This window comes from Pseudomonas sp. AFG_SD02_1510_Pfu_092, assembly GCF_003331055.1.
GTDB lineage: Bacteria > Pseudomonadota > Gammaproteobacteria > Pseudomonadales > Pseudomonadaceae > Aquipseudomonas.
In genome coordinates this window covers 116,980-140,480 of sequence record NZ_PUQD01000002.1, presented here as the reverse complement: position 1 = coordinate 140,480, position 23,501 = coordinate 116,980, and the positions used below count along the sequence as shown (strand labels likewise).

Here is a 23,501-nt window from a genome sequence, read left to right as displayed (position 1 = left end):
AGGGACGTTACAGCGGGGCTGATAGTTAAAGCACATAAAAAAAGCCGCTGATCGGCAGCGGCTTGAAAAGGCTAACATATCGGCACCGGCGGTGCCCATGGCGTAGCCAAGGGAAAACGGCAGCAGTGACAGCGCTTGATCAGCTGTCGGCGTTAACATCGGCAGAAACCTTGGACGCTGTCTGGTTGGCGTCTTTTACGGTTTCGGTCCGCTGTGCGGCCACGGTTTCGCGGGCCTCCTGGTGGACGGCGGCGAACTCGGCATTACGGGTGACGAAAGCCGGGGATTCTTCGGCCATGACCAGTGGCGACAACAACAGGGAAGACAGGACGAAGACGCTGGCAATACCCATACTGTTGGACATTTGTAACTACCTTCTTGCGCTGCAAGTGTGAGTGAGGACGGGGTAAAGTTAGTCCTTTCAATGCACTTGAAACAGAGCGAAGCGCGATAAGCACTGTTGCGTAAAAAGTAATGGTCATTGACCAGGGCAATGGGACTTTCGCCGCAGAGGCGCAGCCTAGAGCGGCTGCACCCACGAAAAGTCAGAAGCCGATGAAAGCGTAATAAACCGGAGGCTCGCGGGTAGTGAGCAGCCCATGGTCGTGCAAGCTCGCTGCCAGTGCTTCATCCTCCACATGCAGCGCCCACGCGGCGCCGTTGTCGCCCGGCACCTGGGCCAGGGCTGCCGCGAACGCTTCCATATTCGGCAGGTAGGCGGTAAAGCCATTGCCCTTGAGCGCGCTGGTAGTCATGCCCAGCGCCTGGCACACCGCCACCTTGGCGGCGATGTCGTCGCGGTCGGCCTGGCGCGAGGCGTGTACCAGCGCCTGCAGCCCGGCATCGACCAGTTGCGTGCCGTGAATCAGCTCCGGCCCCTGCTGCCAGGCTTGCGGCGGGCAGTCTTTGTTGCCCGGGCGCAGCGGGATATGCGGGTTGATTTCCACCGGGTAGATGCGGCAGACCAGCGGGCGCTGGTCATAGATGGTGCACAGGTCGTTGTCGTCGAGGTTGCGACAGCGCCCGGGGTTGAACGCGGCAAACGTCACCGACACCCGTACCTCGCCGCTGCCGCAGGGCACTGGATACGAGCGACGCAACACATGTTCGCGCTGGTCTGCCGGCATGCCCGGGCCATCGGTCACGAAGGCTTCGATCAGCACCACCACCTGGCCGCCGTCGTCTGCCCATTGGCGTGTTTCGGCCAGGGTCAACGGTACGTGGTGGCCGGTGCAGCACTTGCCGCAGCCCGTACAGCCGAAACGCAAGCTGCCGCTCACTTGGCCTCCGGGTTCCATTCGCTGACGAAGGCCCGCTGCTGCCGGCGGTCGTACAGGCACAACTTGGTGCCACTGCGCTGCTGCATGTGCTTTTGCGGGTAGACGCCTTCGATCAGCAAGGCGCTCATGCCGACCTGGTCATCGAACTCGGCGGGCTTGCTGCGGGCGTGGGGGTCTTTGAACTGGCTGGCGGCCAGGCAGGCCTTGAGCATCTGCTGGCGCTGCTCGTTCCAGGCCTGGCTGCTGGAGGCCTGGGCTACACCGCTGACGAGGGCGCAGCTGATCAGAAGGGAGCTGAGAAACTTCATACGCGATTCCGGCAAGTGGCTTGCGAGGGCGCGAATTATGCCCGACTCGACCCCGGCGGCAAGCCGGGGAGTGTCGCCGAATATATCAGGGTTCGGCGAATACCACGGTACGCGCTGCCACCACCAGGCAATCGGTCAGTTCCGGCGAGGAGAACTTGGTGAGGATGGCATTGGCCCCGGCCTGGCGTGCCTTCTCGCTGCTCATGGCGCTGTCCAGCGAGGTGTGCAGCAGCACGTACAGGTGCTTGAAGTCCGGGGTTTCGCGCAGCGTGCGGGTGAAGGCGTAGCCGTCCATTTCGCTCATTTCGATGTCGGAGACGATCACGTTGATTTCCTGCGCGGTGCCTTGCAGCTCCAGCAACACGTTGATGGCGTCCTTGGCGCTGCGCGCGGTGTGGCATTCGACGCCAAGGTTGCGCAGGGTGTGCACCGACTGCTGCAGGGCTACCTGGCTGTCGTCCACCACCAGGATGTTGGCGGCGGCCAGCAGGCTCGCGTCTTCCTCGCTCACGCTGCGCTGAGGCGGTTCGGGCAACGGCGGTGCGATGGCATGGATGACTTTTTCGATGTCCAGCACTTGCACCAGGGTGTTGTCGACCCGGGTCACGCCGGTGATGAACGAGCGGCTGCCCGAGGCGTAGGGCGGCGGTTTGATGTCGGTGCTCAGGCAGTGCACGATGCGGCTGACCGCCTGCACATGCAGGCCCTGGCGTGAGCGGCTGATCTCGGTGACGATCAGGCAGCCGCCGTCCGGGTCGGCCAGCGGCCGTTCGCCGATGGCACGGGACAGGTCGATGACCGACAGCGAGTTGCCACGCAGGGTCGCCACGCCTTTCACATGGGGGTGCGACTCGGGCAGCTTGGTCAGCGGCGGGCAGGGGATGATCTCGCTGACCTTGAGCAGGTTGATTGCCATCAACTTGCCGCTGCGCAGGGTGAACAGCAGCAGCGACAGCGAGTCCGCGCGGGCATTTTGCGTGGCCATGGTGACCTTCGTGGGGAACAGGGGATAACCGGTTATCGGCCTGTTCGGGCTTGGCTTTAGTCATTTTGCACCGCCCCTGTGGGAGCGGCTTTAGCCGCGAACACCGGCGCAGCCGGTGCCATGCACCGCGTTGGATTCTTCGCGGCTAAAGCCGCTCCCACAGGTACCACACTGGTTTCAATCAGCGCAGCCCCAGCCGACGGGCCAGGCGGCTGAGGTTGGCGCGGTCCAGCCCCAGCTCCCGGGCCGCGGCTGCCCAATTATCCTGGTGGCGTTGCAGGCAAGCTTCGATCACCTGGCGCTGGTAGACGTCGACGGCTTCGCGCAGGCCGCCCTCGGGCATCGGCGCCACCGGCACGGGCACGGCAGGGGAGGCCGGGGCGCCGGGCGCTGCCGTTACCCGCAGGTCGAGGTCGATGGCTTCCAGGGTAAGGATGCGTGGCCGGTTGGGGTGCTGGCCCAGCGCCTTGAGCGCCGAGCGGCCGATCAGGTGTTCCAGTTCACGCACGTTGCCTGGCCAGTCGTAGGCCAGTAGGGCGTTCTGCGCTTCGCTGCTCAGGCGCAGGCTGTTCAGGCCGAGGCGCGAACGGTTCTGTTCGAGGAAGTAGCCCGCCAATAGCAGCACATCACGCCCACGTTCGCGCAGCGGCGGTACGTGCAGCGGGTACACGCTGAGGCGGTGATAGAAGTCGGCGCGGAAGTTGCCCGCGCGCACTTCTGCCGCCAGGTCGCGGTTGGTCGCGGCAATCAGGCGCACATCCACCCGGTGCTCGCGGTCCGAGCCCAGGCGCTGCAACTGGCCGCTCTGCAGCACCCGCAGCAGCTTGGCCTGCACCGTCAGCGGCAGTTCACCGACCTCATCGAGGAACAGCGTGCCGCCATTGGCCAGCTCGAACTTGCCGCGGCGCTCGCCATGGGCGCCGGTGAAGGCCCCGCGCACATGGCCGAACAGCTCGCTTTCGACCAGGGTGTCGGGCAGCGCGGCACAGTTGAGGCTGACCAGCGGTTTGTCGGCGCGGTTGCTGGCCTGGTGCAGGGCCTGGGCTACCAGTTCCTTGCCGACGCCAGTCTCGCCGGTGATCAGCACGGTCAGGTCGCTGCCGCCGACCAGGCGGATTTCCTCCACCAGGCGCTTGTGCGCCGGGCTTTGGCCAATCAGCTCTTTATCCTGGCCGCTGGCCTGGCGGTAGATTTCCGCGCGACGGTGTTCGTCTTCGGCGCGCAGGGCCAGGTGCTCGATGCGTTCGGCCACGGTGACGGTGGCGGCCGCCAGGCTGGCGAAGGCCTGCAGGGCGCCCAGCTCCAGGCTCTGGAACTGCCCGGGGGTGAGCGCATCGAGGGTGACCAGGCCCCAGGGGCGTTCATCGACCATCAACGGGCAACCCATGCAGTCGTGCACTTCCAGGTTGACATCGGCGGCATTGACCAGGCCGTCGTAAGGGTCGGGTAGCCCGGAATCGCTGGCGAAGCGGGTCGGTTCCGGGCTGCTGAGCAGGATCTGGAAGCGTGGATGTTCGCTGACCCGGAAGCGCCGGCCGAGGGTGTCGGGGCTCAGGCCATCCACCGCCAGCGGCACCAGCCACTCGCCGTCCAGGCGCAGCAGCGCGGCGGCATCGCAGGGCAGCAGCCCTCGCATGGCCTGCAGCAAGCGGCGGTAGCGTTCCTGATCGGGCAGGTCGCGGGAGAGGTCGCTGACCAGGGGCAGCAGGGTGGTGAGCAGCGGTGTTGTGGTCATATGGACTCCGATAGGTCGATATGACTATACGCCGGGGTGGGTCGTTTTGACATGACCGGGGTCAAGCCCCCGGATTTGCTGGGGATAAAAGTTGGCACGATTGCTGTAATAGCCAGGGCAGTCATTCGAAGCCACAGGCTCAGGAGTTGTTGCAATGCTCAATGCCGAACAACGTGCAATCATCAAGGCCACTGTGCCCCTGCTGGAAAGCGGCGGCGAAGCGCTGACCACGCACTTCTACAAGATGATGCTCAGCGAATACCCGCAAGTGCGCCCGCTGTTCAACCAGGCCCACCAGGCCAGCGGCGACCAGCCGCGCGCCTTGGCCAACGGGGTGCTGATGTATGCCCGCCACATCGACCAGCTGGAGCAGCTTGGCGGCCTGGTCGGACAGATCATCAACAAGCATGTTGCCTTGCAGATTCTGCCGGAGCACTACCCGATCGTCGGCAGCTGCCTGCTGCGTGCCATCGAAGAAGTGCTGGGCAAGGAAATCGCCACCCCTGCAGTGATCGATGCCTGGGGCGCGGCGTATGGTCAGCTGGCCGATATCCTGATCGGCGCTGAAGAAAACCTCTACAAGCAGAAAGAAGAAGCCGCAGGCGGCTGGCGTGGTACCCGCGAATTCCGCCTGGTACGCCGCGAGCAGGAAAGCAGCGAGATCGTTTCGTTCTACTTTGCCCCGGTGGATGGCAAGCCGGTCCTCAAGGCCGAACCGGGCCAGTACATCGGCCTGAAGCTGGACATCGACGGTGCCGAGCAGCGTCGCAATTACTCCCTGTCGGCACTGTGCGACGGCAAGGAATACCGCATCAGCGTCAAGCGCGAGGCGGGCGGCAAGGTTTCCAACTACCTGCACGACGTACTGGCGGTGGGCGACACCTTGCAGCTGTTCCCGCCAGCGGGCGATTTCACCCTGGCGGCCAGCGACAAGCCGCTGGTGCTGATCAGCGGTGGCGTGGGCATTACCCCGACCCTGGCGATGCTCCAGGCGGCACTGCAAACCCAGCGCGAGGTGCATTTCATTCACTGCGCGCGTAACGGTGCGGTGCATGCCTTCCGTGACTGGATCGACGGCCTGGCCGCGCGTCATCCACAACTCAAGCGCTTCTACTGCTATGCCGAGCCGGAAGGTGGCGCATCTGCCGATGCCGTGGGCCTGCTGAGCGAAGACCTGCTGGCCGAGTGGCTGCCGCAGGAGCGTGACGTGGATGCCTACTTCCTCGGGCCCAAGGGCTTCATGGCGACGGTCAAGCGCCAGTTGAAGGGCCTGGGTGTGCCGGAGCAGCAGAGCCGTTACGAGTTCTTCGGGCCGGCGGCGGCCCTGGAGTGATGTAGCGCCTGCACTGGCCCTTTCGCGGGTGAACCCGCTCCCACAGGTAGCCCACAGCGCCTGAGACCTGTGCGATCTCTGTGGGAGCGGGTTTACCCGCGAAAGGGCCGGCGCAGGTTCATGAAATTTCATCCCAGCCGCTGGCAAGCCAGCTCCCTCGCAGCACTGCTCCCGCCCGTGGGTAATCGAGAACGAAACGGTCGATCGCATGCGTTGCCTGGGGGCTGGCTTGCCAGCGGCTGGGTCGCACCTCGCCTTTGTGCCTATATATAAAGGAGAGATGAAAGCGTCAGCGCAGCTTTCATCGTTAATCGTCCTTTAATCACGGTATCCTTCACTCCCGGGTGTCGAGGGGCTTGCCCCTGCGCGGCACCCGGGCAGCCGCTTTTTTGCCGCCCGGCGTTGAACCGACGCCGGCGCGGCCGGTCTCAGCCACACCGGATAGCCCTGCGCAGCGCTATCACGCCGCCGCCTCGACACGCTCAAAGGCCTTGCCCAGCGTGTAGACTTGCGCCCAGGCAGGCGGACCACGCTGCCACTATCCATCGAAGGAACCGGTAATGAACGAACAAACTTCGCGCCTGAATCGGGAACGGCGCTTTCTGGTGCTGTTGGGCCTGATCTGCATCTCGCTGATCGGCGGCGCGCTGTACATGCAGATCGTCCTGGGCGAGGCGCCATGCCCGTTGTGCATCCTGCAGCGTTACGCGCTGCTGTTCATCGCCCTGTTCGCCTTCATCGCCGCAGCGATGCCCGGGCGCCGCAGCCTGACCTTCTTCGAGGCACTGGTGGTGCTCAGCGCCATCGGCGGAATCGTTGCGGCCGGCAACCATGTGTATATACTCGCCAGCCCCATGGTCAGTTGCGGCATCGATACCCTGCAGCCCATCGTCGACGATCTGCCGCTGGCCAAGCTGTGGCCGCTGGTGTTCCAGGTCGACGGCTTCTGCAGCACGCCGTACCCGCCGATCCTCGGCCTGTCGCTGGCGCAGTGGGCGCTGGTGGCGTTTGTTCTGACCGCCGTGCTGGTTCCGCTCGGTATCTACCGCAACCGACGCCAGGCTTAGACAAAAGTCCCGAACGGCATAGGCTCTTTTACGCCCCGTGAGAAGAGCGAAAATTTGCTCCCCGCTTGATCCAGATCAATCCACAGGCCTTGCAGAATGCGGCTTTGAGGGCTAGCAAGCGGGGTGCGACAAACTGTCGCGAAGTTGAATTTTTGAGCAGTATTGTTACGGATTCGGTAAAAGACTGTTGCTCAATAAGTCATAGTCAAGGGTTGGCGACCTATCTACAATCGCCCCCAATTTCCGTTCGGCACTGCTTGCGAGTCGCAGGATTGAAGGAAGCCCCAGCGCTCCTTTTTGCTGACTTCGTCAAGTTTCGCCAAACGGCGATACCGGGCGGACCCCCCTCCGCGTTTTCCGCACCAAATGGACTTGGTCTGAAGTACAGGCCTGTTGCCTACGAAACCATAAGCACCGCTAACACGCTTTGACGCCAAGGTCCTGCAGCCGGACCCGGGCAGGAGCGAGTACGGGCGCGAATTGCCGCACTTGGCAGGACGAAGTGTTGGCTACCAAAACACAAATTGCATTGAAGCAAGCTGATCTAGAGGTCGTGAGATGAGTAAAAAGCGTTACCCCAGACTGTTTGGCATATTGCCCTTTTTAGGCATGCTTTTACTCAGTGGGTGCAACTGGACCCTGCTCGACCCGAAAGGTCAGGTCGGCATTGAGCAAAAGAACCTGATCCTGATCGCTACCGGCCTGATGCTGCTGGTGGTGATTCCCGTCATTATCATGACCGTGGTTTTCGCCTGGAAGTACCGTGCTTCCAACAAGGCTGCCACCTACACCCCCGACTGGTCGCATTCGACCAAGATCGAAGCCGCGGTGTGGATCATCCCGATCCTGATCATCATCGCCCTGGGCTACTTCACCTACCACTCCACCCACAAGCTGGACCCGTACCGTCCACTGGATTCCGATGTGAAGCCTGTGCAGATCGACGTGGTCGCGCTGGACTGGAAATGGCTGTTCATCTACCCGGAGCAGGGCATTGCCACGGTCAACAAGATCGTCTTCCCGGCTAACACCCCGGTCAACTTCCGCGTCACTTCCGATGCCGTGATGAACTCGTTCTTCATCCCGGGCCTGGGCGGCCAGATCTACGCCATGGCCGGCATGACCACCAAGCTGCACCTGATCGCCAACGAAAACGGCGAATTCGACGGTATCAGCGCCAACTACAGCGGTGCTGGCTTCACCGGCATGAAATTCAAGGCTACTGCCACCTCTCAGGAAGACTTCGACAAGTGGGTCGCCGAGGTCAAGCAGTCGCCGAAGAAGCTGGACAAGGCCGAATACGACGCCTTGGCCAAACCAAGCGAAAACAACCCGGTCGCGCTGTATAGCGAGGCTTCGCCTGACCAGTTCCAGCTGATCGTCGACAAGTACGAAGGCATGAACCGCGGTCGTCCGAGCCACGAAGAAGCAGGCAGCAAAGATCTGGCCACTACCAAGGGTGTGGAATCGAGTATGCAACCAGCTGCCGGTGCAGAGGAGTAAGAGATGTTCGGTAAACTAAGCCTGGAGGCGATACCCTATCACGAGCCGATAGTCATGGTGACACTTGCCATGATTGCGCTCGGTGGTATCGCTGTCGTCGGTCTTATCACCTATTTCCGCAAGTGGACCTACTTGTGGAGCGAGTGGCTGACTACGGTTGACCACAAAAAGATCGGCGTGATGTACATCATCGTCGCGATGGTCATGCTGCTGCGCGGCTTTGCCGACGCCATCATGATGCGTACCCAGCTGGCTGCCGCTACCGGTGGCTCCGAAGGCTACCTGCCGCCTGAACACTATGACCAGATCTTCACCGCTCACGGTGTGATCATGATCATCTTCATGGCGATGCCGTTCTTCACCGGCTTGATGAACCTGGCGGTTCCTCTGCAGATCGGTGCACGTGACGTTGCGTTCCCGTTCCTGAACTCCCTGAGCTTCTACCTGCTGCTGGCAGGCGTGCTGCTGGTCAACATCTCGCTGGGCGTTGGTGAATTCGCCAAGACCGGCTGGGTTGCCTATCCGCCGCTCGCGGGCATTCAGTACAGCCCTGGGGTGGGTGTCGACTACTACATCTGGGCGCTACAGCTATCCGGACTGGGTACGACGCTGACCGGCGTGAACTTCCTCGTCACCGTGATGAAGATGCGCGCACCTGGCATGAAGCTGATGGACATGCCGATCTTCACCTGGACCTGCACCTGGGCCAACGTGCTGATCGTGGCTTCTTTCCCGATCCTGACCGCTGCACTCGCGCTGCTGACTGTTGACCGTTATCTGGACTTCCACATCTTCACCAACGAGCTTGGTGGGAACCCGATGATGTACGTCAACCTGTTCTGGGCGTGGGGTCACCCTGAGGTGTACATCCTGATCCTGCCGGCCTTCGGTGTGTTCTCGGAAGTTACCTCGACCTTCTCCGGCAAGCGTCTGTTCGGCCACCACTCGATGATTTACGCATCGGGCGCCATCGCCGTGCTGGGCTTCGCCGTATGGCTGCACCACTTCTTCACCATGGGTGCCGGCGCCAGCGTCAACACCTTCTTCGGCCTGGCGACGATGCTGATCTCCATCCCGACCGGTGTGAAGCTGTTCAACTGGCTGTTCACCATCTACCAGGGCCGTCTGCGCTTCACCGCGCCGATCATGTGGACCCTGGGCTTCATGATCACCTTCTCCATCGGTGGCATGACTGGCGTTCTGCTGGCTGTTCCAGGTGCTGACTTCGTGCTGCACAACAGCCTGTTCGTGATTGCTCACTTCCACAACGTGATCATCGGTGGTGCGGTATTCGGCTACATCGCCGGCTTCGCCTACTGGTTCCCGAAAGCCTTCGGTTTCACCCTGAACGAGAAGTGGGGCAAGGCTGCCTTCTGGTTCTGGATCTCGGGCTTCTACGTGGCGTTCATGCCGCTGTACGCCCTGGGCTTCATGGGCATGACCCGTCGTCTGAACCACTCCGACAACCCACTGTGGGAACCCTACCTGTACGTAGCCGTTGTCGGCGCTGTGCTGATCCTGTTCGGTATCGCCTGCCAGCTGATCCAGCTGTACGTATCGGTTCGCGACCGCAACCAGAACCTGGACGTGACCGGCGACCCATGGGGCGGCCGTACCCTGGAATGGTCGACTTCGTCGCCACCTCCGTTCTACAACTTCGCCCACATGCCTGAGAAGGTTGGCCTGGACGCCTGGCACGAAGCCAAAGAAGCCGGTGTTGCCTACAAGCCTGCGGCCAAGTACGAAGCGATCCACATGCCGAGCAACACCTCTACCGGTTTGTTCATGGGCCTGTTCCTGACCGTCTTCGGCTTCGCCTTCATCTGGCACATCTGGTGGCTGGTTGGCGCGAGCCTGGTTGCAACCATCGCTGTCTTCGTTCGCCACGCTGCGCGTGACGACCAGGGCTACATGGTTCCGGCCGAAGAAGTGGCGCGCATCGAAGGCGAGCGCATGAAAGCGCTGGCCAAAGCAGGTGCTCTGCCTGCCGGCGCACGTGTCGAATCGTTTGAGCGGGTGTAATCAATGTCCAGTCAAGTAATGCACGGTGCTGCTCATGGTCACGACCATGGGCATGACGACCACCACCACGACTCGGGCCAGATGACCGTACTCGGTTTCTGGCTGTACCTGATGACCGACTGCATCCTGTTTGCGTCGCTCTTCGCCACCTACGCGGTGCTGTCCGGCAGTTTTGCCGGCGGCCCGTCGGGTCATGACATCTTCCAGCTCGATTTCGTAGCTGTTGAAACGCTGTTCCTGCTGCTGTCCTCGATCACCTTCGGCTTCGCCATGCTGAAGATGTTCGCGGGCAACAAAGCTGGCGTGCTGGGCTGGTTGGCTGTGACCTTCCTGTTCGGTGCAGGCTTCATCGCGATGGAAATCTATGAATTCCATCACCTGATCGCCGAAGGCTACGGCCCGAACCGCAGTGGCTTCCTGTCGGGCTTCTTCGCCCTGGTAGGTACCCACGGTCTGCACGTGACCGCCGGTTTGATCTGGATGGCAATCATGATGTACCAGATCAACAAGCACGGCATCACGCCGACCGCCAAGACCCGCATGAGCTGCCTGAGCCTGTTCTGGCACTTCCTCGACGTGGTCTGGATCTGCGTATTCACCGTCGTCTACCTGCTGGGAGTTCTGTAATGGCTAACGCACACGACACTCATCACGAAGGTAATCACGGCAGCGTCAAGTCGTACATGATCGGCTTCATCCTGTCGATCATCCTGACCGCGATCCCGTTCGGCCTGGCCATGTCGCCAAGCCTGCCGAAGAACCTGACCGTTCTGATCATTGTTGCCATGGCCGTGATCCAGGTAGTCGTACACCTCGTGTACTTCCTGCACATGGACCGCTCGAAAGAGCAGCGCAACAACGTTTCGACGTTCCTGTTCACCACCCTGGTGATCGCTCTGCTTGTCGGCCTGTCGCTGTGGATCATGTTCAGCATCCACTTCGAAATGTTGGCCAAGTGAGGTAAGACTGCATGTCCGTTAAGCACTTTATCCAAATCACCAAACCGGGGATCATTTTCGGTAACGTGCTTTCCGTGGCAGGCGGTTTCTTCCTTGCCTCGAAGGGCCATGTGGATTTCGCCCTGTTCCTGGCGGTGGTGATCGGTACTTCGCTGGTGGTCGCGTCCGGATGCGTGTTCAACAACTGCATCGACCGTGACATCGACCACAAGATGGAGCGCACCAAGAACCGCGTCATGGTTCAGGGCGGCATGTCGCTGCCCCTCGCGCTGATCTACGCCACCCTGCTCGGGGTGGCGGGTTTCAGCCTGCTGTATGTCCAGGCCAACCCGCTGGCGGCGTTCTGCGCGCTGGTCGGCTTCATCGTCTACGTCGGTTTCTACAGCCTGTGGCTGAAGCGTAAATCGGTGCACGGTACCTTGGTCGGCAGCCTGTCGGGTGCCATGCCTCCGGTGATCGGCTACTGCGCCGTGAGCAACAGCTTCGACCTGGCTGCGGTTACCCTGCTGGTGATGTTCAGCCTGTGGCAGATGCCGCACAGCTTTGCCATCGCCATCTTCCGCTTCAAGGATTACAGCGCTGCCAACATTCCGGTCCTGCCGGTGGCGCGCGGCATCCTCGCGGCGAAGAAGCAGATCGTGCTGTACGTGCTGGCCTTCGTGCTCGCGACCCTGATGCTTACCCTCGGCGGTTACGCAGGCCTCGGCTACCTGGCCGTGGCAGCCGCCATGGGCCTGTACTGGCTGTACATGGCCTGGGGTGGCTACAAGGCCGAGGACGACAGCAAGTGGGCGCGCAAGGTGTTCGGCTTCTCCATCCTCACCGTCACTGCCCTGAGCGTGATGATGGGTGTGGACAGCCAGACTGCTGCGGATGTGCTGATGACTTACGCACGCTGAGACTGCTGCCTGTTTCACCAAAACCCCGGCCTTTGCGCCGGGGTTTTTTGTGGGCGTATTCCTGTGCCGACCTCTTCGCGGGTAAACCCGCTCCCACAAGGGGTGGTCTCTGTGGGAGCGGGTTTACCCGCGAAAGGGCCGGCCCTGAAAACACAAAAATTCAGATTTTCAAAAAATACAGCTGAAAAGTTCTAGGAAAACGGGAAATTACCCTTTACAGAATTCCCGTTTCGGCACTATCTTCTGCATCAGGCCGCCACATCGGCCAACGTCGCTCGGACGGTTCCGGGCGCTTACGTACTCAGAGGAAGCCATGGCCAACCCAGGTTCGCCGCGCCGCTTTGCGCGCATCGATCGTCTCCCCCCTTACGTCTTCAACATCACCGCCGAACTCAAGATGGCTGCCCGCCGCCGTGGCGAGGACATCATCGACCTGAGCATGGGCAACCCCGATGGTGCCACCCCGCCGCACATCGTCGAGAAGCTGGTGCAGGTCGCCCAGCGTGAAGACACCCACGGCTACTCCACCTCCCGCGGTATCCCGCGCCTGCGCCGGGCTATCTCCAACTGGTACAAGGAACGCTACGAGGTTGACATCGACCCGGAAAGCGAAGCCATCGTCACCATCGGCTCGAAAGAGGGCCTGGCCCACCTGATGCTGGCTACCCTCGACCAGGGCGACACGGTGCTGGTGCCCAACCCCAGCTACCCGATCCATATCTACGGGGCGGTGATTGCCGGTGCCCAGGTGCGTTCGGTACCGCTGGTGCCGGGAGTGGACTTCTTCAACGAGCTCGAGCGGGCCATTCGAGAATCGATCCCCAAGCCGAAGATGATGATCCTCGGCTTCCCGTCCAACCCTACCGCGCAGTGCGTAGAGCTGGATTTCTTCGAGCGCGTGGTGGCCCTGGCCAAGCAGTATGGTGTGTTGGTGGTGCATGACCTGGCCTATGCCGACATCGTCTACGACGGCTGGAAGGCCCCATCGATCATGCAGGTGCCAGGCGCCAAGGACATCGCGGTGGAGTTCTTCACCCTGTCCAAGAGCTACAACATGGCCGGCTGGCGGATCGGCTTCATGGTCGGCAACCCCGAGTTGGTCAGCGCCCTGGCGCGGATCAAGAGCTACCACGACTACGGCACCTTCACCCCGCTGCAGGTGGCCGCCATTGCCGCGCTGGAAGGTGACCAGCAGTGCGTGCGCGACATTGCCGAGCAATACCGCCAGCGTCGCAACCTGCTGGTGAAAGGGCTGCACGAGCTGGGCTGGATGGTTGAGAACCCCAAGGCTTCGATGTATGTGTGGGCGAAAATCCCGCCAGAGTATGCGCACCTGGGCTCGCTGGAGTTTTCCAAGAAGTTGCTGGCCGAGGCCAAGGTGTGCGTGTCGCCGGGGATCGGCTTTGGTGACTATGGTGACGACCATGTGCGCTTTGCCCTGATCGAGAACCAGGACCGTATTCGCCAGGCGATTCGCGGGATCCGGCAGATGTTCCGGGCTGACGGCCTTATCCGCAAGTAAGCCATGGGGGCTGCAAAGCAGCCCCGACTGATTCAAAGGCGAGTTTTCCACCTGCATCTCACCGATTGATCTACCTATTTTTCTGCACTCATTAAACTCACCACAGAGACCCACGAATGAGTGTTTTCACCGCCTATTTCTGCGGCACCGGCTCGCACCGCTTCGATGACGCCAACCCCAACTTCTGGAACGGTGAACTGGTCTCGACCCTGGCCAGCAACGACCAGGGCCGCGAGTTCGCCCAGTGGATCGCCGTGGATGGCCCTGGCAGCGGCAACCTGCAGGATGACCAACTGTTCGTCGAACCCGGGGGTTACTTCAACTGGACCGGCCAGCTGTTCGGCCGTGGCTGGGAGGAGAACGTCAACCACGTGCTGCAGGTCATCAAGGGCGAAAGCAGCTGGCAGCGCACCAAGCTGAGCGAAGAGGAGTACCTGCGCCTGAAAAAGGCTGGCGTGCCGGTTCCGGACCCTTCTTCAGCGGCCTCGTGGTTCTGGCGCACCTACGATTATGGCGACCGCCACCCCACCCCGCAGGAGCTGCAGGAAAGCATCATCCGCCTGTTCCGCAAGCCACGCCTGCCAACCCAGGTCAACCTGGTCGGCTGGAGCAGGGGAGGGATCAGCTGCCATATGCTGGCGAATGCCATGGCCAAGGACCCGGTATTGCGGCACATTCCGGTGAACATCTTCGCCATCGACCCGGTGCCGGGCGTCGGCAATGTGCAGCCTGAACGGGTAACGTTGGCTGACAATGTCAACGAGTACGTAGGCTTCTACTCGCGGGACGAGCGCTCGAAAGGCTTTGCTTGCGTCATTCCAGCGGTCGCACGCGCGACGCGGATATGTGTTTATCCAATGCCGGGCCGGCATGCCACGCTGGTGGGCAATGCCTCGGTGGATGGCGCAGGCGATGGCAAGGTGCTGGCGGAGCCGGGCCTGATCGTTCGGCATTTTGCCGAAGTCTGCCTGACCCGCTGGGGTGTACGGTTGAACAAATGCCTGGCCCTGGACGCTGGGCAGCTGATGAAACATCACCAGGCCATGGCGGCTGCCGACAAGTACTACCAGGCCATGCGCAGCAAGTCCTACACCGTGTTGACCGAGGGCGAGAAGAACGACCGGCTGGTGCATTGCGGTGAAGCTCGCACCCACTTCAGCCAGGTGCAGGGCAGTGACTACGACCCGCATGCAGGCCTGGCGTTGCAGCGCTGGGAGGCTGCAACGTACAAGGCTATCTGCTAGCGGCAACGGGCGGTCGGATCAGCGGCAAATATTTTTGCATTGCCCCTCTATCCAGCCGCCCCCGCTTGGATTGAAAATGGCGCCGCGGGCCAGCCCCGATAACAACAACCTTCCCTCCGTGCCATCATGTCCGAATATAACCCTTGCCTCGACTGCGGCGCCTGCTGCGGGTACTTTCGTGTGTCCTTCTTCTGGGGTGAATGCCAGTCTGCCGGGGGTGTCGTGCCGGACGACCTGGTGGTCCAGATCAACCCCACCCGCGTTGCCATGATCGGCACCGATGCCAAGCCCTGCCGCTGCGTCAGCCTTGAGGGCGAGATCGGCAAAGAGGTGGCTTGTAGCATTTATGCCAACCGGTCCAGCCCGTGCCGCGAGTTCGAGGCGTCGTGGGAGGGCGGGGTGCATAACCCCAGTTGTGATGATGCGCGGGCGGCTTATGGGTTACCGCCGCTGACCCCGCCAGAGGCCAATGAGCCGCATTGGCCGGATGATGGGGCTGAGGTGGCCTGATCGTATTTGGTCAGCCTGTAGCGGCCCTTTCGCGGGTAAACCCGCTCCCACAGTGACCGCGCCGCGTTCAGGGCTGGCGCAATACCTATGGAGACCATGGGGACCACCGCCATTTCAAGGCGAGCGCAGTACCTGTGGGAGCGGGTTTACCCGCGAAAGGGCCATCAGCTGTAAGAAGATTCTGAACGTGATGCCAAATGCTTCAGGTTCTCTAGATTGGGAATTATCCTACGACCTCAGTCGGATGCCGTCTGATAGGCAGGGAAGAATCACAGCGGTAATTTCGCCGTTCGTCCCTATGGCGAGCGAGTGTGAGAACTCGTTGTTGGTTGTCTTCCTGCCAGTTCATGGCAGCTGTGCGCGTGCAGGCTTCGGCCTGACCGTGGTGACTCCAACACGGGCTTCTCACCACGCGCACGGCTGCCGCCCAAATCTGTGAGAAGGATTCAGGTGGTTGCTCCTTTGCTTTGCGGCCCATTGCCGGCAAGCCAGCTCCCACAGCTACTGCACAAGGTTTCGAGCGCGACGCGATCGGGGTGGGAGCTGGCTTGCCGGCGATGGGCTGCGCAGCAGCCCCGGGATGCCGGAACCGTGCGCATGCCGTTAAACTGTCATCTCCCCAGCAATGGACAGGAGATCCGGCGTGACCCCAACCCGCAGTTTCCCCAGTGACCTCTGCCTCGACAGCCCGCGTCTGCAATTGCGCCCCATGCGCCACGCCGATGCTGCGCAATGGCTGGCGATCATGGCCGACCCCGAGGTCATGCGTTACTGGCACCATGCCCCTTGGCAAGACCTGGCCGAAGCCGAAAGCGCCCTGGCTGCCGACCGCGAAGCCTACGCCAACGGCGACCAGCTCAAGCTCGGCATGTACCGCCGCGACAACGGCGAACTGATCGGCATGGTCCAGCTGTTCAACATCGACGATGTGTCCCGCCGCGGCGAGATCGGCTACTGCCTGGCAAGCGCCGTTCAGGGCAGAGGGTACATGGACGAAGCCTTGACCTGTTTCATCGATTACCTCGCCCATACCCTGCACATGCGCCGCCTGGAGGGCGAGATCGACCCGCGCAACCTCGGCTCGGCGCGCACCCTGGAGCGCCAGGGGTTCGTTCTCGAAGGTACCCTGCGCGCACGCTGGTGCGTCGCCGGCGAGCTGTCTGACTCGGGTATCTACGGCTTGCTGCTGGAGCCGCCGGTTGCCTGATCGGCCTGTCACCCCACCCGAAGGTTTGGAGGCGGGGCGAGGCCTGGGTTATGGTCCCAGCCTGTCCCGCTTCCCCCAGGAATCCCCCTTGCCCGTCTTCTACCTGAGCATCAGCCTGGCGCTGTACCTGCTCGCCCTGTTCTTCGATGGTGCGCTGATGAGCGGCGACCGCCACATGCCGGCCCTGCAGATGCTGCTGTACGGGCCATGGGGCATGCCCTTCGGCCTGTACCAATGGTTCGCCAACCCGCTACTGGCCCTGGCTATCCTGGCCCATCGACGCTTCCGGCGGCTGGCGTTGCTGGCCGGGTTGGCGGCGGTGTATCTGGCTGCCAGCAGTTTCGGCATCGACCGCTTGCCGGACAACCAGAGCTACGCGTTTCATGAGCTGACCGGCCTGGGTGCCGGTTTCTACCTGTGGCTGGCGGCGATGGTGGTGTTCTGCATGGGGCAGGCCTGGCATTGCTGGAAGGCACGCAGCGCCGATGACATGCCCGGCTGGAGCTGGCTCGATGTGGTGCTGATTGCGGCGCTGGGTGTGGCGTTTTATGCGGCAACGCAGATGCCGGCGTTGCGCTTCGAGCCGGGTAATGTGCTGATGCCGCCGGAACAGCCGCAGACGCTTTGATATTCACCAAGGGAGCATGAACATGAGCAAGCGTTACCTGACCGGCCTGGCACTGGCCTGTGTGCTGCCGTCGGCCATGGCCCAGGACTACACGCCGGGTTACCAGCAGTGCATGGACCAGGCTTCGAGTACCGTGGCCATGAGCGAATGTATCAAGGCCGAGACACAAATGCAGGACCAGCGGCTGAACCGGATGTACAAACAACTGATGGGCAAGCTGGACGCCGCGCAGCAGAAGAGCCTGCGCGATGTGCAGCGCAAGTGGATCGCCTACCGCGACGGCAACTGCCAGTTCCATGTGCAGGCCAGTGGCGGGACCATGGCGCAACTGGAAGGCGGGACATGCCTGCTGAACATGACCCGGGACCGGGCCGCGGAGCTGGAGCGGGTGCTCAGCCCGGGGCAGTGAGGTCGACCGTTCCGGCCTATTCGCGGGTGAACCCGCTCCCACAGGGACCGCACGTGACGCGAATCCGATGCGGTCGGCTGGGGGCAACTGCCTTGCTCAAGTGTTGAAAGCTGACGCGATCTCTGTGGGAGCGGGCTTGCCCGCGAACACGGGCGAAGCCCGTGCCATCCACTGCGTTGTCTGCTTCGCGGGCTTGCCCGCTCCCACAGGTACTGCGCAGGTCTTGAGAGCAGCGCTGTCGGGGTGGTGTGGCTTGTCGTGGCGACGAACCGCGGCGATGGGGCGCGATGCGGCCCTGGTGCTACTTGCGCGGTTCGCGCAGCGCCCGGGCCTTGAGGTACTCGCGCACTTCCAGGGCATCCCCGGCGAACTCGATACGCTCTGCCTTCGCGGCCCGCTGGTAGGCATACATCGGGTCGTAGTACTCGTTCAGCAACCCTTCGATCCAGCCCCGATGCAGGTCCACCGCACCACTGCGCAGTTGCTCGTCCAGCGCCTCGCGCAGGATCTCCGACAAGCGCTGGTGACGCTCGCCGCCCAGGCGTTTGTAGATATTGGCCATGCTCTGCATCATGCGCTCGGCAAACAACCGGCGGCCATCCTCCTCGCCATGCACGCTGACGAACTCGGCGCTCAGGTTGACCACGTAGTCGCGCAGAATGCGCTCCACGCGGTTGGCGAAGCTGTCTTCCAGCCACACCAGCGGGTACTGCTGCATGCCCTGGTACAGCGCCAGTGGCACCGTGCAGCTGCCGACGATCCGGCCTTCATCTTCCAGCACGAACTGCTCGACGCCACGGGCGCGCTTCTTCAGTACGTCGATGGCCAGCTGGTTCTCGAAGTCGATCTGCGCCGGCTGCGCGGTAGCGCGCTTGCCGAAGCTGGAACCGCGATGGTTGGCATGGCCTTCCAGGTCCAGCACGTTGTCCAGCTGGTGCAGCACATCGGTCTTGCCAGTGCCGGTCAGGCCACCTACCAGGACGAAATCGCATTGCTCCACCGCCTGCTCGGTGGTGTCCAGCAGGAAGGTACGCATGGCCTTGTAGCCACCTTTGACACGCGGGTAGTGGATTCCCGCCTCGTCGCGCAGCCAGCCCTGCACGATCTGTGAGCGCAGGCCGCCACGGAAACAGTACAAATAGCCTTGCGGGTTAGCCTGGGCGAACGCCGCCCAGGCTTCCAGGCGGGCCTGTTTGCTGGCGCCGCTCACCAGTTGGTGACCAAGGGCGATTGCGGCGGCCTGGCCCTGCTGCTTGTAGCAGGTACCTACCTTCTGCCGCTCCTGGTCGGTCATCAGCGGCAGGTTGACCACGCCGGGGAAGGCGCCCTTGGTGAATTCGACGGGGGCGCGCATGTCCATCATCGGCACATCATCGAGGAACAGCTGGCGGAAATCGGTGCAGTCGGGGCGCATCAGATCACCTCGACCGCGTGGCTCTGTCGCTCCACCAGCTTGCCGATCGGCGCCAGCTGCAGGCCCAGTTCGGCAGCCACCGCGAGGAACTCGGCTTCACCTTCCGGGGCCACCGCCACCAGCAGGCCACCGCTGGTCTGCGGGTCGCACAACAGGTGTTTCTGCTCGTCGCCAAGGGTGCCGATCTTGTGCCCGTAGCTGTCGTAGTTGCGCAGCGTACCGCCGGGGATGCAGCCCTCGGCCAGGTAGTGCTCGACGCTGGGCAGGCGTGGTACGGCGGCGTAGTCCAGATGCGCGGTAAGGCCGCTGCCTTCGGCCAGCTCCACCAGATGGCCGAGCAGGCCGAAACCGGTCACATCGGTCATGGCCTTGACCGCGTCGAGCTTGCCGAAGCGGCTGCCCGGGGTGTTGAGGGTGCACATCCAGTCGCGCGCCAGGCCCTGGTCCTGGGCGCGCAGCTTGGCCTTTTTCTCGGCGGTGGTGAGGATGCCGATACCCAGCGGCTTGGTCAGGTACAGGCGGCAGCCGACGCTGGCGGTGTCGTTGCGCTTGAGGTGGCGCTTGCTGACCACGCCGGTGACGGCCAGGCCGAAGATCGGCTCGGGGGCGTCGATCGAGTGGCCGCCCGCCAGCGGGATACCGGCCTCGGCGCACACCGCACGGCCGCCGCGGATCACTTCGCGGGCCACTTCCGGTGGCAGCACGTTGACTGGCCAGCCGAGGATGGCGATGGCCATCAGCGGGTCGCCACCCATGGCATAGATGTCGCTGATGGCGTTGGTCGCCGCGATGCGGCCGAAGTCGTACGGGTCATCGACGATCGGCATGAAGAAGTCGGTGGTCGAAACCACGCCGCGCTCGTCGTCCAGCGCGTACACGGCAGCGTCGTCGCGCGAGGCGTTGCCAACCCACAGTTTCGGGTCCAGGGCCTGGGCGCCGCTTTCGGCGAGGATCACATCCAGCACCTTGGGGGAGATCTTGCAGCCACAGCCGGCTCCGTGGCTGTACTGGGTCAGGCGAATCGGCTCGCTCATGTGTACCTCGGCAGGTCAATTTGTCGCGCGATTGTAGCAAAGCTGGCCTTTGCGCCTGCGCCTCTTATAATCCCCCGTTGTCGGCGCATAGGCCGACCTTTCCCCGCTATTGAACCGGAGAACACCCATGCTCAAACGCCCTATGGCGCTCGCCGCCGGCCTCGTGCTGTCCTGTTGTGCCGTTGTCGCCCAGGCGGCTGACACGCTGCGGGTCAGCGCCATCCCCGACGAAGCACCGACCGAACTGCAGCGCAAGTTCAAGCCGTTGGGCGAATACCTGGCCAAACAGCTGGGCATGGAAGTCAAGTTCGTACCGGTGGCCGACTACCCCGCCGTAGTCGAATCGTTGGCTTCCGACCGCCTCGACCTGGCCTGGCTGGGGGGCTTCACGTTCGTCCAGGTGCACCTGAAAGACCCAGCCGCCACGCCGCTGGTGCAGCGTGAGCAGGATGCACAGTTCACCTCCAAGTTCATCACCGCCAACCCTGAAGTAAAGAGCCTGGCCGACCTCAAGGGCAAGTCGTTTGCCTTCGGTTCCATCTCGTCCACCTCGGGCAGCCTGATGCCCCGTTACTTCATGCTCAAGCAGGACAACATCAAGCCTGAAGACTACTTCAGCCGCGTGGCCTACTCCGGCGCCCACGATGCCACCGTGGCCTGGGTGCAGGCCGGCAAGGTCGATGGCGGCGTGCTCAATGCCAGCGTGTGGCAGAAGCTGGTGGATGCCGGCAAGGTCGATACCGCCAAGGTGAAAGTGTTCGCTACCACGCCGACCTACTTCGACTACAACTGGACCGTGCGCGGCACCATGGACCCAGCGCTGAAAGAGAAGATCAAGCAAGCCTTCCTCAACCTCGACCCGGCCAACCCGGAACACAAGGCAATCCTCGACCTGCAGGCCGCCAGCCGCTTCATCGAGACCAAGCCTGAGAACTACGTGGGCACCGAGCAGGCTGCGCGCGAGGCCGGCCTGCTCAAGTGACTGCCTCTTCCAGCGTGGCGATTCAGCTGCACGACGTCAGCCTGCAGCATGGCCAGGTGCGTGCGCTTGATGCGGTCAGCCTGCGTATCGGCGAGGGCGAACGCGTCGCCATCATCGGGCCTTCGGGGGCCGGCAAGTCCAGCTTGTTGCACCTGATGGCCACGGCCATCCAGCCCGGCTGCGGGCAGCTCGAACTGCTCGGCGAGCAGCCTTGGGCGTTGTCCTCCAGAGCTCGACAGCGGCTGCGCGCGCGGGTTGGCCTGGTGCACCAGGCACCGCCATTGCCGCCGCGCCAGCGGGTGGTGACGGCGGTGCTGGCCGGCCGCCTCGGGCAATGGGGCATGCTGCGCGGCCTGCTCAACCTGCTGTACCCCAGCGATGTGCCGGGGGCCCGGCAAGCCCTGGCCGAGCTGGGCCTGGCCGACAAACTGTTCGTGCAGTGCGGGCAGTTGTCCGGCGGCCAGCTGCAGCGGGTGGGCATTGCCCGCGCGCTGTACCAGCGGCCGCAGCTGTTGCTGACCGACGAGCCGGTGTCGGCCATGGACCCGGTGCTGGCCGACCACAGCCTGGCCTTGCTCAACTGCCATGCCCAGGCCAATGGCGTGACCCTGGTGGCTAGCCTGCATGCCGTGGACCTGGCGCTGGCGCACTTCCCGCGGGTGATTGGTATCCGCGAAGGGCGGGTGGCCTTCGACTGCCCGGCCGAGGCCGTGACCGGGCAGTTGCTGGATGCGCTGTATGCCAACGAACAACTGGGCTCGCCGCCAACCCAGGGGCCAACCCTGACCGTGCAGATTCCGCGATGCTGAGGGGTAATGCCCGCGACCCGGCGCTGTTGCCCCGGCTGCTGCTGACCTTGCTGGCGCTGGCGGTGCTGTGGCCGGGCATTCGCTTGAGTGAACTGAACCCCGGGGTGCTGTTGCAGGCGGAGAACCGTCAGCAGATCGCCAGCTTCACCAGCGCCTTCTGGCCGCCGGCGCACGATGGCGATTTTCTTTCGCTGCTGTCCCAAGCTACCTGGCAAACCCTGGCCGTGGCCACCGCTGGCATGGCGCTGGCGTTGTTGTTGGCGGTCCCTGCCAGCCTGCTGGCCAGCCGCGCCTTGTCGTTGCGCGCGGCCTCCCGTGGCGGGCGCGTCGGTTGGTGGTCGCGTCTGCTGCGCCTGCCGGTGCGCTGGTTACTTGTGTTCCTGCGTAGCGTGCCGGAAATCGTCTGGGCGTTGCTGTTCGTGCGGGCTGTCGGCCTGGGGCCGACGGCTGGCGTGCTGGCCATCGCCATTACCTACAGCGGCATGCTCGGCAAGGTCTATGCAGAGATCTTCGAGTCGGTCGACCAGCGCCCGGCGCACGCTTTGCTGCAGGCGGGCAGTGGCCGGCTGGCGGCGTTTCTCTACGGCATCCTGCCCAATGCGGTGTCCGAGATGGTGTCGTACACCGTGTACCGCTGGGAGTGCGCGGTACGTGCCTCGGTGGTGATGGGCTTTGTCGGCGCAGGCGGGCTGGGGCAGCAGATCGACCTGTCGATGCGCATGTTCGCCGGAGCAGAAGTGGCGAGCATGCTGCTGACGTTCCTGATGCTGGTGATGCTGGCCGACCTGCTCAGCCGGCTGCTGCGCTGGAGGCTGGCATGAACCGGGCGCTCAACGTGCTGGTGCTGGTAGCCATCGTAGCCGCGGTGATGGCCTCGTTCGCGTACCTGGAGCTGGACTGGCAGGCACTGGTCGGCAACGGCGGGCTGGGCCAGATGGCTGAGTATGCCGGGCGTTTCCTGCACCCGGACCTGTCGGCCATGCACCTGCGTGCGGTTGCGCACGGGGCGCTGGAAACCCTGGCGATGTCGGGCCTGGGTACCTTGTTGGCGATGGTGCTGGGCATGCTGCTGGCGCTGCCGGCCGCTGGCCGCTTCGGTTGGCCGTTGCAGGCCGCTGCGCGGTTGTTGCTGAATGCCTTGCGTGCCATTCCCGAACTGGTGTGGGCTGCGCTGACGGTGCTGGCTGCCGGGCTTGGGCCGAATGCCGGTACTCTGGCGCTGGCGCTGCACACCGCTGGCGTACTGGGGCGGCTGTTTGCCGAGGCCCTGGAGAACGCACCGCCAGAGCCGGCGGCGGCCATTCGCCTGCAGGGCGGCAGCCAGGTGGCGGCGTTCTGCTTTGGGACCTTGCCCAATTTGTGGCCGCAGTTGCTGGCTTACAGCCTGTATCGCTGGGAAAACAACATCCGTATGGCCAGCGTGCTGGGGTTTGTCGGGGCTGGCGGCTTGGGGCAGATGCTCTACACCACCCTGAGCCTGTTCCAGGAGGCCCAGGCCAGTACGGTGATCATCGGCATGCTGGTGCTGGTGCTGCTGGTGGATGCGTTGAGCGATGTGTTGCGCCAGCGCTATGTGCGGGCCTGACCGAAAGCCGGGGCCGCGTTGCGGCCCATCGCGACACAAGGCCGCTCCCACAGGTACCGCGCAGGC

At 63.1% G+C, this 23,501-nt stretch carries 24 protein-coding genes; 17 read left to right on the top strand and 7 right to left on the bottom strand.

Features of this window, described 5'->3' with window-relative positions; all coding sequences use genetic code 11:
- Positions 1–139: 139 nt before the first annotated feature.
- The 5 genes from C6A77_RS01950 to norR all read right to left on the bottom strand — a co-directional run bounded on the left by C6A77_RS01950 (position 140) and on the right by norR (position 4,308).
- Complete coding sequence (locus tag C6A77_RS01950) at positions 140–364, bottom strand: hypothetical protein (RefSeq protein ID WP_114167792.1); 225 nt, start codon at positions 362–364, stop codon at positions 140–142.
- A gap of 181 nt (positions 365–545) precedes the next feature.
- A complete protein-coding gene (locus tag C6A77_RS01945; protein WP_114167791.1) occupies positions 546–1,280 on the bottom strand; it encodes a YkgJ family cysteine cluster protein in 735 nt (244 codons plus the stop codon).
- Positions 1,277–1,588, bottom strand: coding sequence for a hypothetical protein (locus C6A77_RS01940; RefSeq protein ID WP_114167790.1), 312 nt, complete (start codon positions 1,586–1,588; stop codon positions 1,277–1,279). The genes C6A77_RS01945 and C6A77_RS01940 overlap by 4 nt, the downstream gene beginning before the upstream one ends.
- A gap of 85 nt (positions 1,589–1,673) precedes the next feature.
- A complete protein-coding gene (locus C6A77_RS01935) occupies positions 1,674–2,573 on the bottom strand; it encodes a chemotaxis protein (protein ID WP_114167789.1) in 900 nt (299 codons plus the stop codon).
- Between the two features lie 181 nt (positions 2,574–2,754).
- Positions 2,755–4,308: a nitric oxide reductase transcriptional regulator NorR gene (norR, locus tag C6A77_RS01930; RefSeq protein WP_114167788.1), complete on the bottom strand. Its 1,554-nt coding sequence runs from the start codon at positions 4,306–4,308 to the stop codon at positions 2,755–2,757.
- A gap of 154 nt (positions 4,309–4,462) precedes the next feature.
- Between norR and hmpA the strand changes: the two genes are divergently transcribed.
- From hmpA to C6A77_RS01860, 13 genes are all read left to right on the top strand, one after another.
- Positions 4,463–5,641: an NO-inducible flavohemoprotein gene (hmpA, locus tag C6A77_RS01925; protein WP_114167787.1), complete on the top strand. Its 1,179-nt coding sequence runs from the start codon at positions 4,463–4,465 to the stop codon at positions 5,639–5,641.
- Between the two features lie 560 nt (positions 5,642–6,201).
- Complete coding sequence (locus C6A77_RS01920) at positions 6,202–6,708, top strand: disulfide bond formation protein B (RefSeq protein ID WP_114167786.1); 507 nt, start codon at positions 6,202–6,204, stop codon at positions 6,706–6,708.
- Between the two features lie 558 nt (positions 6,709–7,266).
- Complete coding sequence (gene cyoA, locus C6A77_RS01910; RefSeq protein WP_015268993.1) at positions 7,267–8,211, top strand: ubiquinol oxidase subunit II; 945 nt, start codon at positions 7,267–7,269, stop codon at positions 8,209–8,211.
- Between the two features lie 3 nt (positions 8,212–8,214).
- Positions 8,215–10,233 carry a cytochrome o ubiquinol oxidase subunit I gene (gene cyoB, locus C6A77_RS01905; protein WP_114167785.1) on the top strand — a complete coding sequence of 673 codons (2,019 nt, stop codon included), beginning with the start codon at positions 8,215–8,217 and terminating at the stop codon, positions 10,231–10,233.
- A 3-nt stretch (positions 10,234–10,236) separates the two neighbouring features.
- Positions 10,237–10,860 (top strand): cytochrome o ubiquinol oxidase subunit III, encoded by a 624-nt coding sequence (gene cyoC / locus C6A77_RS01900; RefSeq protein ID WP_114167784.1) that lies wholly within the window; start codon positions 10,237–10,239, stop codon positions 10,858–10,860.
- Positions 10,860–11,192 carry a cytochrome o ubiquinol oxidase subunit IV gene (gene cyoD / locus C6A77_RS01895; RefSeq protein WP_003259128.1) on the top strand — a complete coding sequence of 111 codons (333 nt, stop codon included), beginning with the start codon at positions 10,860–10,862 and terminating at the stop codon, positions 11,190–11,192. The genes cyoC and cyoD overlap by 1 nt, the downstream gene beginning before the upstream one ends.
- An 11-nt stretch (positions 11,193–11,203) precedes the next feature.
- A complete protein-coding gene (gene cyoE, locus C6A77_RS01890) occupies positions 11,204–12,091 on the top strand; it encodes a heme o synthase (protein WP_114167783.1) in 888 nt (295 codons plus the stop codon).
- A gap of 313 nt (positions 12,092–12,404) precedes the next feature.
- Positions 12,405–13,613 (top strand): alanine transaminase, encoded by a 1,209-nt coding sequence (gene alaC / locus C6A77_RS01885; protein WP_112252045.1) that lies wholly within the window; start codon positions 12,405–12,407, stop codon positions 13,611–13,613.
- Between the two features lie 116 nt (positions 13,614–13,729).
- Positions 13,730–14,857, top strand: coding sequence for a hypothetical protein (locus tag C6A77_RS01880; protein ID WP_114167782.1), 1,128 nt, complete (start codon positions 13,730–13,732; stop codon positions 14,855–14,857).
- A gap of 126 nt (positions 14,858–14,983) precedes the next feature.
- Positions 14,984–15,367, top strand: a complete 384-nt coding sequence (locus tag C6A77_RS01875; protein WP_114167781.1) for a YkgJ family cysteine cluster protein — start codon at positions 14,984–14,986, stop codon at positions 15,365–15,367.
- Between the two features lie 643 nt (positions 15,368–16,010).
- Entirely contained in the window at positions 16,011–16,574 is a 564-nt protein-coding gene (locus C6A77_RS01870) for a GNAT family N-acetyltransferase (RefSeq protein ID WP_114167780.1), read from the top strand.
- A gap of 88 nt (positions 16,575–16,662) precedes the next feature.
- Positions 16,663–17,202 (top strand): hypothetical protein, encoded by a 540-nt coding sequence (locus C6A77_RS01865; RefSeq protein ID WP_114167779.1) that lies wholly within the window; start codon positions 16,663–16,665, stop codon positions 17,200–17,202.
- Positions 17,203–17,224: 22 nt separating this feature from the next.
- Positions 17,225–17,611 carry a lysozyme inhibitor LprI family protein gene (locus C6A77_RS01860; protein WP_114167778.1) on the top strand — a complete coding sequence of 129 codons (387 nt, stop codon included), beginning with the start codon at positions 17,225–17,227 and terminating at the stop codon, positions 17,609–17,611.
- A 301-nt stretch (positions 17,612–17,912) separates the two neighbouring features.
- Here C6A77_RS01860 and mnmH read toward each other — a convergent pair whose 3' ends face one another.
- The gene (mnmH, locus tag C6A77_RS01855; protein ID WP_114167777.1) at positions 17,913–19,025 is read right to left on the bottom strand and encodes a tRNA 2-selenouridine(34) synthase MnmH; all 1,113 of its coding nucleotides are present in this window, start codon (positions 19,023–19,025) and stop codon (positions 17,913–17,915) included.
- The gene (gene selD / locus C6A77_RS01850) at positions 19,025–20,059 is read right to left on the bottom strand and encodes a selenide, water dikinase SelD (RefSeq protein ID WP_114167776.1); all 1,035 of its coding nucleotides are present in this window, start codon (positions 20,057–20,059) and stop codon (positions 19,025–19,027) included. The genes mnmH and selD overlap by 1 nt, the downstream gene beginning before the upstream one ends.
- 127 nt (positions 20,060–20,186) lie before the next feature.
- On the opposite strand from selD, the gene C6A77_RS01845 reads away from it, so the two are divergent.
- From C6A77_RS01845 to phnE, 4 genes are read left to right on the top strand one after another with little or no spacing between them, the layout of a single operon-like run.
- Complete coding sequence (locus tag C6A77_RS01845; protein ID WP_114167775.1) at positions 20,187–21,041, top strand: putative selenate ABC transporter substrate-binding protein; 855 nt, start codon at positions 20,187–20,189, stop codon at positions 21,039–21,041.
- A gap of 14 nt (positions 21,042–21,055) precedes the next feature.
- Complete coding sequence (locus tag C6A77_RS01840; protein ID WP_114167833.1) at positions 21,056–21,850, top strand: ATP-binding cassette domain-containing protein; 795 nt, start codon at positions 21,056–21,058, stop codon at positions 21,848–21,850.
- Complete coding sequence (locus tag C6A77_RS01835; RefSeq protein ID WP_114167774.1) at positions 21,844–22,671, top strand: ABC transporter permease; 828 nt, start codon at positions 21,844–21,846, stop codon at positions 22,669–22,671. The genes C6A77_RS01840 and C6A77_RS01835 overlap by 7 nt, the downstream gene beginning before the upstream one ends.
- Complete coding sequence (gene phnE, locus C6A77_RS01830; protein WP_114167773.1) at positions 22,668–23,435, top strand: phosphonate ABC transporter, permease protein PhnE; 768 nt, start codon at positions 22,668–22,670, stop codon at positions 23,433–23,435. The genes C6A77_RS01835 and phnE overlap by 4 nt, the downstream gene beginning before the upstream one ends.
- The last annotated feature ends 66 nt before the right edge of the window (positions 23,436–23,501 follow it).

Excerpts from the sequence above, each read along its gene's own strand:
- C6A77_RS01950 (WP_114167792.1), bottom strand. The coding sequence starts at position 364 with ATGTCCAACAGTATGGGTATTGCCAGCGTCTTCGTCCTGTCTTCCCTG.
- C6A77_RS01940 (WP_114167790.1), bottom strand. The coding sequence starts at position 1,588 with ATGAAGTTTCTCAGCTCCCTTCTGATCAGCTGCGCCCTCGTCAGCGGT.
- C6A77_RS01935 (WP_114167789.1), bottom strand. The coding sequence starts at position 2,573 with ATGGCCACGCAAAATGCCCGCGCGGACTCGCTGTCGCTGCTGCTGTTC.
- norR (WP_114167788.1), bottom strand. The coding sequence starts at position 4,308 with ATGACCACAACACCGCTGCTCACCACCCTGCTGCCCCTGGTCAGCGAC.
- hmpA (WP_114167787.1), top strand. The coding sequence starts at position 4,463 with ATGCTCAATGCCGAACAACGTGCAATCATCAAGGCCACTGTGCCCCTG.
- C6A77_RS01920 (WP_114167786.1), top strand. The coding sequence starts at position 6,202 with ATGAACGAACAAACTTCGCGCCTGAATCGGGAACGGCGCTTTCTGGTG.
- cyoA (WP_015268993.1), top strand. The coding sequence starts at position 7,267 with ATGAGTAAAAAGCGTTACCCCAGACTGTTTGGCATATTGCCCTTTTTA.
- cyoB (WP_114167785.1), top strand. The coding sequence starts at position 8,215 with ATGTTCGGTAAACTAAGCCTGGAGGCGATACCCTATCACGAGCCGATA.
- cyoC (WP_114167784.1), top strand. The coding sequence starts at position 10,237 with ATGTCCAGTCAAGTAATGCACGGTGCTGCTCATGGTCACGACCATGGG.
- cyoD (WP_003259128.1), top strand. The coding sequence starts at position 10,860 with ATGGCTAACGCACACGACACTCATCACGAAGGTAATCACGGCAGCGTC.
- cyoE (WP_114167783.1), top strand. The coding sequence starts at position 11,204 with ATGTCCGTTAAGCACTTTATCCAAATCACCAAACCGGGGATCATTTTC.
- alaC (WP_112252045.1), top strand. The coding sequence starts at position 12,405 with ATGGCCAACCCAGGTTCGCCGCGCCGCTTTGCGCGCATCGATCGTCTC.
- C6A77_RS01880 (WP_114167782.1), top strand. The coding sequence starts at position 13,730 with ATGAGTGTTTTCACCGCCTATTTCTGCGGCACCGGCTCGCACCGCTTC.
- C6A77_RS01875 (WP_114167781.1), top strand. The coding sequence starts at position 14,984 with ATGTCCGAATATAACCCTTGCCTCGACTGCGGCGCCTGCTGCGGGTAC.
- C6A77_RS01860 (WP_114167778.1), top strand. The coding sequence starts at position 17,225 with ATGAGCAAGCGTTACCTGACCGGCCTGGCACTGGCCTGTGTGCTGCCG.
- mnmH (WP_114167777.1), bottom strand. The coding sequence starts at position 19,025 with ATGCGCCCCGACTGCACCGATTTCCGCCAGCTGTTCCTCGATGATGTG.
- selD (WP_114167776.1), bottom strand. The coding sequence starts at position 20,059 with ATGAGCGAGCCGATTCGCCTGACCCAGTACAGCCACGGAGCCGGCTGT.
- C6A77_RS01845 (WP_114167775.1), top strand. The coding sequence starts at position 20,187 with ATGCTCAAACGCCCTATGGCGCTCGCCGCCGGCCTCGTGCTGTCCTGT.
- C6A77_RS01835 (WP_114167774.1), top strand. The coding sequence starts at position 21,844 with ATGCTGAGGGGTAATGCCCGCGACCCGGCGCTGTTGCCCCGGCTGCTG.
- phnE (WP_114167773.1), top strand. The coding sequence starts at position 22,668 with ATGAACCGGGCGCTCAACGTGCTGGTGCTGGTAGCCATCGTAGCCGCG.